The sequence below is a fragment of the Propioniciclava sp. genome (genome assembly GCF_036744435.1).
Lineage (GTDB): Bacteria > Actinomycetota > Actinomycetes > Propionibacteriales > Propionibacteriaceae > Propioniciclava.
This window is the reverse complement of record NZ_DAIOIA010000123.1, coordinates 1-8,321: the sequence shown is the minus strand read 5'-3', so window position 1 is coordinate 8,321 and position 8,321 is coordinate 1. Positions and strand designations below refer to the sequence as shown.

Annotated in this window: 7 protein-coding genes; 3 read left to right on the top strand and 4 right to left on the bottom strand. The window is 61.0% G+C overall.

Going from position 1 to position 8,321, the window contains the following annotated elements; all coding sequences use genetic code 11:
* Positions 1–574 precede the first annotated feature (574 nt).
* A complete protein-coding gene (locus V7E09_RS12920; RefSeq protein WP_324523497.1) occupies positions 575–1,963 on the top strand; it encodes a hypothetical protein in 1,389 nt (462 codons plus the stop codon).
* A gap of 593 nt (positions 1,964–2,556) precedes the next feature.
* On the opposite strand, the gene V7E09_RS12915 is transcribed toward V7E09_RS12920, so the two are convergent.
* Both V7E09_RS12915 and V7E09_RS12910 read right to left on the bottom strand, forming a co-directional pair.
* On the bottom strand, positions 2,557–3,546 hold the full coding sequence (locus V7E09_RS12915) for an Abi family protein (RefSeq protein ID WP_324523496.1): 990 nt from the start codon (positions 3,544–3,546) through the stop codon (positions 2,557–2,559).
* Positions 3,547–3,736: 190 nt separating this feature from the next.
* Positions 3,737–4,651, bottom strand: coding sequence for a hypothetical protein (locus V7E09_RS12910; RefSeq protein ID WP_324523495.1), 915 nt, complete (start codon positions 4,649–4,651; stop codon positions 3,737–3,739).
* 328 nt (positions 4,652–4,979) lie between these two features.
* Between V7E09_RS12910 and V7E09_RS12905 the strand changes: the two genes are divergently transcribed.
* Positions 4,980–5,819, top strand: a complete 840-nt coding sequence (locus V7E09_RS12905; protein WP_324523494.1) for a hypothetical protein — start codon at positions 4,980–4,982, stop codon at positions 5,817–5,819.
* A 347-nt stretch (positions 5,820–6,166) separates the two neighbouring features.
* Here the strand turns inward: V7E09_RS12905 and V7E09_RS12900 are convergent, their stop codons facing one another.
* Complete coding sequence (locus V7E09_RS12900; RefSeq protein WP_324523493.1) at positions 6,167–6,964, bottom strand: hypothetical protein; 798 nt, start codon at positions 6,962–6,964, stop codon at positions 6,167–6,169.
* A 37-nt stretch (positions 6,965–7,001) separates the two neighbouring features.
* Positions 7,002–7,577 (bottom strand): putative immunity protein, encoded by a 576-nt coding sequence (locus tag V7E09_RS12895; RefSeq protein WP_324523492.1) that lies wholly within the window; start codon positions 7,575–7,577, stop codon positions 7,002–7,004.
* Positions 7,578–7,764: 187 nt separating this feature from the next.
* Here V7E09_RS12895 and V7E09_RS12890 point away from each other — a divergent pair.
* The coding region (locus V7E09_RS12890) for a hypothetical protein (RefSeq protein ID WP_442956892.1) at positions 7,765–8,321 on the top strand (557 nt) is incomplete at its 3' end.

Below are 8,321 nucleotides of genomic sequence, written 5' to 3'. Positions count from 1 at the left end.
CATCAGCTCAGGACACGCCCTCCTCCAAAACCCACCACTCCACGGGACTCACACGGAGAAGGAGTGGGGGTGGACGCCGGAACTGGAGCACACCCAACCACAACGCTGAAATACAACACAACTAGGCCGCTACCGGCCGGCCACGAGAAGGCCCTCGGCACTTCCTCCAGGGGATGGGGGGCCACCAGTCTTACACCCTCGCGGGGGAGGCGAAAATCCGAAGGCGCGTCTACCTCCAGGGGACGGCAAAGCTCGCCGTCGTGCTCCGATAGGTTTTGCCCCCCTCAATCCATGAACTCTCGAAAGCCTCTCCGGACCGTTCCTCGCCCATATCGAAAGCAGACACTACCAAGCGCTTTCCCTGACCTTCGCTCTTGACGCGCGCCATCGCCGCCCTGGTCAAGCGAGGATGCGAACCCACCACTCACCGTGACTCACGTGACTAAGTGAACACCTCCACCAGTAGCGCGCCAATGGACCGCCCACACGCAGCGAAGGCCCGCACCGAGATGTAGCGTTTGCTTAAGAGGTGTCTTGCAGAGTGACGAGCGCCGGTGCGACAAGTGGAGGAACCGTGGACGGCGAGCTTGAACTGATGAGCGACGGGAACGGCCTTGCGGTCATTGGCGCTATGAGCGATGTCGAACGGTTCTTCCAGTCATCAGGGCTGGACCATCTACCTTCGCGAGGTTTCGACCCTTATCGCATTCGAGCAGCAGTGAACCTCGGCGGCGGGATCGCCACGGCAGGCGTCACCGCGTCAACAGAGATGGGGCGATGGGTGAAGCTGACCGAAGAGTCGGCACAGGCCTTCAAGAGTTGGCAGCTGATGAAGGGGCCCACCGAAGGGGTTTCCCGAGCTATTGCAGTCAATGGACAGGGCCGAACCCAGCACATCCTACAAATCGTCACGAAACCAGGATCAGCCCTCACCAACCCCGCCATACTTGGGGGTCTTGGAGCCGTCATGTCACAGTACGCGATGCAGCAGCAAATGAACGAGATAGGCGATTATCTCGAACTCATCAACGAGAAGGTCGATGACATTCTCCGGGCTCAGAAGGACGCGGTCCTCGCCGACATGATCGGTGTCGACCTCACCATCGAGGATGCGCTCATCGTCCGCGATGAAGTCGGACATGTCTCTGAGATCACCTGGTCGAAAGTTCAGACAACCTCCCAGACTCTCGCGCGGACCCAGGCGTACGCGTTACGCGAACTCGACGCGATTGCTGAGAAGCTCACGCGGAAGGCTGATATTGGTGAGGTCGCTAAGGGAACGCGGGAGGCCGAACCACGAGTGCGGGAATGGCTCGCGGTCCTCGCGCGCACGTTTCAACTGCAGGACGGCGTCTCGATACTAGAACTCGACCGCGTGCTCAATGCGGCGCCCGACGAACTCGATAGCCATCATGCAGGCTTACTCAAGGCGCGCCAGAATCGTCTCGAGCGGATCGGCCGAAGCACTGCCGCCCTCCTCACACAGATGGACGAAACGGTGCGGAACGCTAACGCCAAGGTCCTCACCAACCCATTCGACTCCCCAGCGGCCGTCAGGTCGAGTAACCAGATCGCCTCCGAGGTCCAGAGCCTCCGAGAGCGGCTGGGGATCGCGTCCACCAGTGAATCTGCGGAGGCAAAACGGTGGGGGCAGGCAGTCGGTGAAGTAGTGGACAAGGTCCGGGCTGGAACGATCGCGGCCAAGCGGTTGGGGGACGAAACCTTCAATCATGCCACCGAGGTTTTTCGGGCGGTGGACCTCGACGGCGACGGCATCCCAGAGCCACCCCGTGCAGCAACAGCTGCGGCACAGGCCAGCGAGGCGATCAAGGGTGCAGCCGCCGGCGTGAGTGGTGCAGTGGGGATTCTCTTCCAACGTAAGCGTGCAGATAATGATCGTCTAACTCCATCCGAGACTAAGCAAAAGGATGCAGGACCCCCCGGTAAGCAGGGTGCCCAGTAACCACCGGCTAGTTGTTACCTGCACGGGGATCGCGGCAGAGCGAGGTCGGGGCGCTTCACGCACTCCACGTACCAAATTTGGGCCGCGCACCATGCGGGCGGGCGACCCAACAGCGGAGTGGGCCAAGGCGGACCCCCACCGCATGAGCGGAGGCGGATTGAACGGCCACCGCCAACTCGAGCAGGAGTGGATAGGGAAGCAACTATTGGCATCGCAGAGCCGTTCGCCTCGACTCGCTACCTCGCTGAACGAATGAGGAGAACGCCCATGCCAAGCGTTCAGTTACGTCCAAAACTGTGGACCGGGGCGGATTCCAACCACATGAGTGGAAGCGCGTAGAACGACTGGAAGCCGTGTGGGAACTGGCGAAGCGGGGTCTCAGGGCGTCGGGTTCCACGGCCGATTCGGGCCTCGTCGATGCGGTGACGGAACCAACGAGACGGACTCGAACTCCTCTAACCGCCAAGCAGATAGACGCGATTCACACGGCCCGCGACAACGGCGAGAGCGTCATGTCGATCGCCCAACAATTCGGGGTGAGCCTCATGACGGTGTGGGAGAAGACACAGTAGCTCTACTCGGCATGCGTGTGATCAAATGTGCCAGAGGTCCTCGTCGAGCCAGCCCGGAGCGACGCCCATCGATCCGAGGTCAAGGACCGCGTTCTTCGGGAATGCACGAAGAAGGGTCGCGACACGCAACGCCCAATCGCCACCTGGGTCGATCGTGCGCAGGAGATTGGCCATGACGGCGAGCGCGTTGTAGGAGCCGAACTGCTTTGGAGCGTCGGACTCGCTGAGGTGAGCCAGGAGCGGCACCTGGCCGGCCTTCGGGCGCTTCGGCGCTGTGACGAGTTTTCGGTTGAACAGGCGAGCGTGGTGGGCTGCGATATTCCTGACGTAGTTGATCGTCGCGATCCAGCTCTCCATTAGTCGCTTCGTCGGCACGTCGAATGCGGTAGCGATCTCGGTCGCGAGGTCGTTGCGCAGACCGGCATATAGACGCGAGAGATGTCCAAGCTCAAGGAGCTCGATGAGTGCCCAGATCGGCATCTGATCGTCGTACTTCGCTCGGAAGTGCGCAACGAACGCCTCCTTAGAGCTGTCTCGGCGCTCTTGAACTCGTGCGAGCCAGCGGTCCAGTCGGCTGAGCGAGGTCAGCCCTGTCGTGGCGTCGGTGTGTGGTTCGGTGAATGCTGAGCCGAACGTGGAGGTGTCCTGGTGAGCGAACGGTCCGACTCGTCCGACCGTGTGGCCGATCTGAGTGCGCAACGCGATCTCGATCCGTTCGACCCCATCGAGCACGAGCAGCCGAAGTTGCCGGTCGAAGTCCAGAAGCCGGGCAGCGTCTTCGATAGACGTGCCTTCGCGATACCTGTTCAGGACGCGCGTGCGCTCACGATCGTGCTCGTCCGTATACCGCTCAGAGGTACGGAACGGATAGAGATATCCCGTCAGTCGGTAGTAGCCAACGGTTCGCAGAAGCTTCGCCGCTCCGGCGCGGTCGGCGATGACAACTCCACGCGCGATGAGCTTGTCGATCTGAGCATCGACCGGCAGCCACGGCTTGGCGTAGTCCACCATTGGCGCCTCCGGGAAAAGAAAATCGGCCCGAGCCGTGAGGCGAGCGGGCCGATCATGATGAAGCCAGTGTAGCAGGAACCGAAGTCAGCAGTTCCGCAATGTACATACCCTGGCGCTGAGCGCAACACTGACCCTCGATCCACTAGGCAGAAGTGGTGGGGACGCACGTTCAGGTGCGTCCCCACCACGGTCACGCTGCCTTGTCTTCCGGCTCGCTCTTGTCGAGACGACCATGTACGAAGGCCTTGAAAGCAGCCAGAAGGTCCTCGCCCTTCTCGAACGCCTTCATCGTGACGGCCAAGTTGGTGTTGCGGCCACGGCCAAGCCCCGTCTGCTTCTTGAGTCGATCCTTGGGAGTCTTGATGAGCTTGCCGTCCGAGCCCACTACGGCTTGCTCGAGTTGAGCGAATGTGAGCACACTCGTCCCGTAGTAACGCCCCGCGGACATAAGGAGAGTAGGACGGGCCCATCCGGTCGGTACGAGCAGGAGCGCCTTGCCGTCAGCAACCGGCAGAGTCACTTCTACGTCAACCCAGTCCAACGCGTCCGTGCTCCAGATCTGCTTCGTGAACGTACCGACCTGATGATCGCCTCCGGTGAACTCGGGATACTGCACCAACATCTGCGCAGTGAACTTGACGAGCGCATCGAAGACGATGCGAGTGGTGATGTCCGACGTGATGTCGCGGTCGACGCCATCGACGAAGAGCGGGAGATCCTCGATCTGCTTCAAAACGCCAATGCGCACCAAAGCCTCCACGTCATCGGTCAAGACGCCCCAGATCCACGTTCCGACGATGTCCCCGCCGCCGTGTCCGTGAAAACCGCGGCGGGACATCCCGAGCCGAGTCTCCCAGGGCTCTACGAACCGCTGCAGGATCTGCTCGCCTCGGCGAAGGCTCGCAGGAGTTCCCTGGAGGATGCTGTCCGTCACCTCCTGGGTGAACGTGTCCAGGCAGAGAAGTGCAAGGTCGGCGAAGGGTTGTCCGGATTTGCGCAACCGGATCGCGTGGGGATCGACGTAGAGGCGGTTGTCAGCCGTGACCTCGACGTTGACGAACGGTACGGGTTCAGAGATCCCGTAGTACTCGGTGATGGTGGGCATAGCGCCCTCCTTCCTTGGGTAGAGGCCCGAGGAAGGAGCGGAGACCTGTTGTCCCCATCAACTCCGGTACACTGATGGTGACTGTCCGAGTCATCACCGCGCCCTCGGGCCGGTACTGGCAAGATCTCGTTGTCGCGAGGTAGAGCCAGCGTTCGTCAAGATGAGATCTGACCTCACCTTGTTTTGAGTAGCGTCCCGGTTACCGCCGGGACGCTACTTTTTATGCTACCTCCAGCATACCACGTCGAATGCTCTTGTGCTCCAGTACCACCACTGCGCCACTTGCCCCTGTGTTCGCATGCGCTAGGATTCGAGAAGGAGGTCGAACATGTCAGAAGAGCAGCGTCCGCGGAAGCGCCCAAAGGGCAGGAGTCCCGCGTATCCGGCGATCAGCCTCGAGAAAGCTATTCAACGGGTGCGACAGCTGTACGCACGCGACAAGCAGTATGAGGTCCCGGTGGCGTCACTGCCGGAGATATGGGGCTACGCGAGCCTAAACGGACCAGCGGGACTCACGATCTCCGCACTCAAGAAGTTCGGCCTCATCAACGACGAGGGCGCGAAGGATGAACGACGAATCTCGGTAACTGACGAAGCGGTTCATATCTTGAACCATCCAAGTTCTGATGCCAGGGCCGAGGCCATCAGAGATGCAGCCTTACATCCCCCCATTCATCGTGAATTCTGGGATGAGTACGGCTCGAGTCTTCCGTCTGACGCCAACGTGATCTGGCGGCTCACGCGTGACCGTGGGTTCACCGAAACCGGCGCGAAAGAGTTCTTGCGTGAATGGCGAGAAACGCTGGAGTTCGCAGGGCTAGATGAGCAGCCAGAGCCTACGGCGGCGGTTGTGGCTCCCTCTGCCTCATTCGAAGTTGAGGATTCGGAGCCCGGCCAAGAACAACTCGACCGACCGCTCGACGAATCCGGCTCACCTTCCCATTTCGAGCGTGACGAGCATGCAAGCGCTTCGCAGTCGTCGTTTACCGGGCAAAACGCCGCAAGCGTTCAAAGCTACCCAATTCCTATCGCGCTACAAGGGCGGCCTCCGGTGGTGATCAGCGGCGCCTTCCCTCTATCGGCATCAGAGTGGGTGCAGTTCAAGGCCGTTCTTGATGCGATGAGCCCTGTTCTGGTCAACGATGACTCGAGCGTTGTCGAGTCTTGAAATGCAGCCTGCCGCATAACCCTTAAACGGAGCGGCGTCCAACTATGTGGTTGGCAGCGTGACACCACACGTCTTTCAGAAGACGCGCGCCCTCATCGAGACGCCTCTTCAGCGGCGCATCACCGCGGCCCCGTCCGAACCGTAAGTGGCCATCGGGGCCTTCGCGCTTGGACTCGCTTTTTGCTGCCACGCCTCTTGCAGATCGAGGGTTGCCCTTTACTCAGGATGGACCGGCGGTCCGTCGAGCCGACTCCTGAAGGGGTGATGCCGGGGAGGAAACCGCTCGGGTCATCGGACTTTGGCTCTGTCACCAACTCGCGTGAAGGAGTTGACGAAGAGTCAGCTACTCAGCGAGCGCTCCTCGACTCCGCCTCCGCCGGGTCTGACAGGAAGGCAATCCGTTTAGCGTCTTGCAAGCTGACGTAGGGGCTGCCCGCAGAGGTTTCCCCGAACTTACCTTCGACGAGAAAGTACCAGCCAATGAGATCGTCAATGTCCTGGACGCCCGCAGACTCAAGTGCATCTGGCGCCGCGTCCTTCCACACACGCACTGACGGCAGCTTTTCGTGTCGGAAGCCCGCGTTGATCCAGTCCGCCTTCGTGGTCTTGATCTTGCCCCACACGATGCAGGTTTCTCCAGATAACTCAAAGTCATTTACATGATGACAACCGTCAGCGACGGTCGTACGAGTACCGTCGCTGAGCACTAACGGCATGCGATCCTCTCGAAACGTTGGCGAGTTGATGAGCTTCCGTAAGAGCGGACGTAGCCCGGTCGATCCCGCCCGTGTCGAGCGGTCATTTCCGTTGTGCTGATGTGTCTTTCCTGGGCTGCCTCCTGATCCCGGTTCATCTTTCGTCTTCGGCCGTTGCCTGCTGGGCGTGTCGAGGCGGATCTTCATCTCCTCGCAGGTGTTGATGACCGCATCGACTTCCTCCAACTCCCGTTCAGCGACTTGTTCTTCAGACTCGGTCTTGAACTTGCAGCCGTCGAGATGATTGCCATAGAAGGTCGGGGCCTTACCGTCCTTGGAACGCTTCCGCCAATTCAACCCCACACCGCAAGCGGGATCAGGACACGAGACGCGCCCGCGATAGGTCTGCCGGTCAGGCTCCCGAATCACCCAAGCATCAATATCTGCCACACCGTCAAGCTTCGCCCACCGCATAAGAGCCCCCTGTTTAGCCTTCAGTTACGCCCTGCGGGTGCCTAGCAAACGTGGGAGCGTCCGCCAACGCTGACTGAATCTCGCGGATCGTCACCGCCAGTACTCCCGAAGCCAAAAGACCGGTCCCCAGCGGCCCGGATGAGTTCTCCCCAAGCAGGGGCAGGCTCGACAGTGCCGCACGAACGTCGGGCATCATGTGGTCGATCTGCCAACGAACCTCCTCACGACGCGCGGCCTCCTGGTCGTCCGCCGCAAGCGAGGCGGCCTTCGCTGCGTACGCAGCAGCACCGAGAGCATGAGCTCCCATATGGGCCACGCCCGAAGCCTGTCCGGCAGCTCGAGCGGCGGCTACCGCTACGGGTGATTTCGCCGATTGAGCAGCACGACCAGCGTCGAATCGCCGTTTGATCTCGCCGGCGGCATCAAGCTCACCGTGACCGTAAGCACGGGTACGTTCGATCCCACCCCTCGCGCGATCATCCTCTGGAGCCTCGGCCTCGAACAACGGCAGAACGCGCTCCGCGCAGTCCGCTGCCCACAACGCGACGAGTCGCCGATTGGCGTCGTCGAGTGTCTGCGGGGAGGCCATGGTTCGATTATCTCAGCACGCGCGGAATCCTCCATTGCAAGACGCGTGGCAGCTCAAAAGCGTTTGATCGTAGTAGGAGCGGAAGCCCGTCGTGGCTGTGGTCTTCGCCTCGTCAGCGTTGATCGAGATCCTCGCGTAGCAGTCGACGACGAGTTGTTCGACGACCGCAACCGGGATTGCGCGGCGCGTGCACTTGGTCATGCGGGTGCGCCGGCCGCTGCACGAAGCCCAGTACGTCGGCCTCGCCAAGAAAGTCGAGCAAGCATTCGACGAGCGCTTCGCGGCTCGCTCCGACGAACTGGCAGAACTCGCTGCCAACCGCCGGCGGCTCGAAGATGAGTCCGACAAGCTCCTCGCCACACACTTCGCTGACGCCATCGACCTCACCACCCTGAAACGTCACCAGGACCGCATCCGCGCAGGCCTGGCCGATATCGACCGCCGCATCGAGAATGAACACGACCAAGATCAAGGCCCCCGCCGCCAGATCGCGAAGGCACTGCGGCTCTTGATCGACTGCCAACGCCTCTCCAAGAGCGCCGACGCCCACGGGAAACGCCTCGCGAACCAGACCTTCACCACCAGCATCGACATCAACGAAGACGAGGAAGCAACGATCCGCCTCGTGGAGCCGTTCGCCGTCACAACAGGCGAAAGCACCCATGTCAGGTGTTTGAGTATGTCTGAAACTGTGGACCTCCGTAGCAGCTTCTCAAACCCCCGGAAGCCGCTCGGATCGCTGAT